This is a genomic window from Polaromonas sp. P3_C2 (assembly GCF_056402675.1).
This window is the reverse complement of the sequence record NZ_JBFUGX010000935.1, coordinates 1-1,287: the sequence shown is the minus strand read 5'-3', so window position 1 is coordinate 1,287 and position 1,287 is coordinate 1. Positions and strand designations below refer to the sequence as shown.

Annotated in this window: 2 protein-coding genes; both read left to right on the top strand. The window is 61.4% G+C overall.

What is annotated here, in order from left to right:
• A partial coding sequence (locus AC1DWI_RS23550; protein WP_477725962.1) for a hypothetical protein occupies window positions 1-297 on the top strand: 297 nt, incomplete at its 5' end.
• Window positions 294-1,287, top strand: a 994-nt coding sequence (locus AC1DWI_RS23545) for a CmpA/NrtA family ABC transporter substrate-binding protein (RefSeq protein ID WP_477725961.1), incomplete at its 3' end; no start/stop codon positions are given. The genes AC1DWI_RS23550 and AC1DWI_RS23545, both read left to right, overlap by 4 nt.

Here is a 1,287-nt window from a genome sequence, read left to right as displayed (position 1 = left end):
CAAACCACCGCCTCGCACCGCCTTTCCCCGCAGCCACTGGTGCAGGCAGTGCGTCCGGGCACTTTCCCTTCTCAAAACGACCCGCTGTCACAGCACTCAGCATCGCTGGCACAGCTTTTGCAATGCCCTAGGCACTGGTCAAAGATGGCCAACCGGCACAGCACTTCAATGGCGAAGTGTGTGGTGCCCCCAAGGAACAAAGGCGTTCGCACCCTGCATCACGTTCAACGTGTTGCCCGGGTCGAGCGCCTTTTTGTTTTTGTCTTTCGTTTTAACTATCAGGAGCCGCTGACATGACTGAACTGCTGAAATCTTCGCTGACTCGCCGTACCGTGCTGCAGGCCGCGGCCGTGGGCGCCGTGGGCATCAACCCCGCCCTGCGCGCTGCCGTCTATGCCCAGGGCTCAGACGCACCAGAGAAGAAGGAAGTCAAGATCGGCTTCATTCCGCTGACCGACTGCGCCTCGGTGGTCATGGCCTCAGTGCTGGGCATTGACCAGAAATACGGCGTCAAGATCATCCCGACCAAGGAAGCCAGCTGGGCCGGCGTACGCGACAAGCTGGTCAACGGCGAACTGGACTTCGCCCATGTGCTCTACGGCCTGGTCTACGGCGTCCACATGGGCACAGCCGGCCCCAAGAAAGACATGGCTGTGCTGATGACGCTCAACAACAACGGCCAGGCCATCACGCTGTCCAAGAAACTGGCCGACAAGGGCGCCATCGACGGCCCGGGCCTGGCCAAGCTCATGGCCAGCGACAAGCGCGAATACACCTTCGCCCAGACCTTCCCGACCGGCACGCACGCCATGTGGCTTTACTACTGGCTGGCCGCCAACGGCATCAACCCGATGAAGGACGCCAAGGTCATCACCGTGCCGCCACCGCAAATGGTGGCCAACATGCGCGTGGGCAACATGGACGGCTTCTGCGTGGGCGAGCCCTGGGGCCACCGCGCCATCATCGACGGCATAGGCGTGACCGCCGTGACCACCCAGGACGTCTGGAAAGACCACCCTGAAAAAGTGCTKGGCACCACGGCCGACTTCGTCAAAAAATACCCCAATACAGCGCGCGCCGTGACCGCCGCCATCATCGAAGCCGGCAAGTGGATTGACGCCAGCCTCTCCAACAAAAACAAGATGGCCGAGACCGTGGCCGACAAGAGCTACGTCAACACCAGCGTGGACGCCATCAACCAGCGCATCCTGGGCCGCTACCAGAACGGCATGGGCAAGACCTGGGACGACCCGAACTACATGAAGTTCTACAACGACGGTGCGGTGA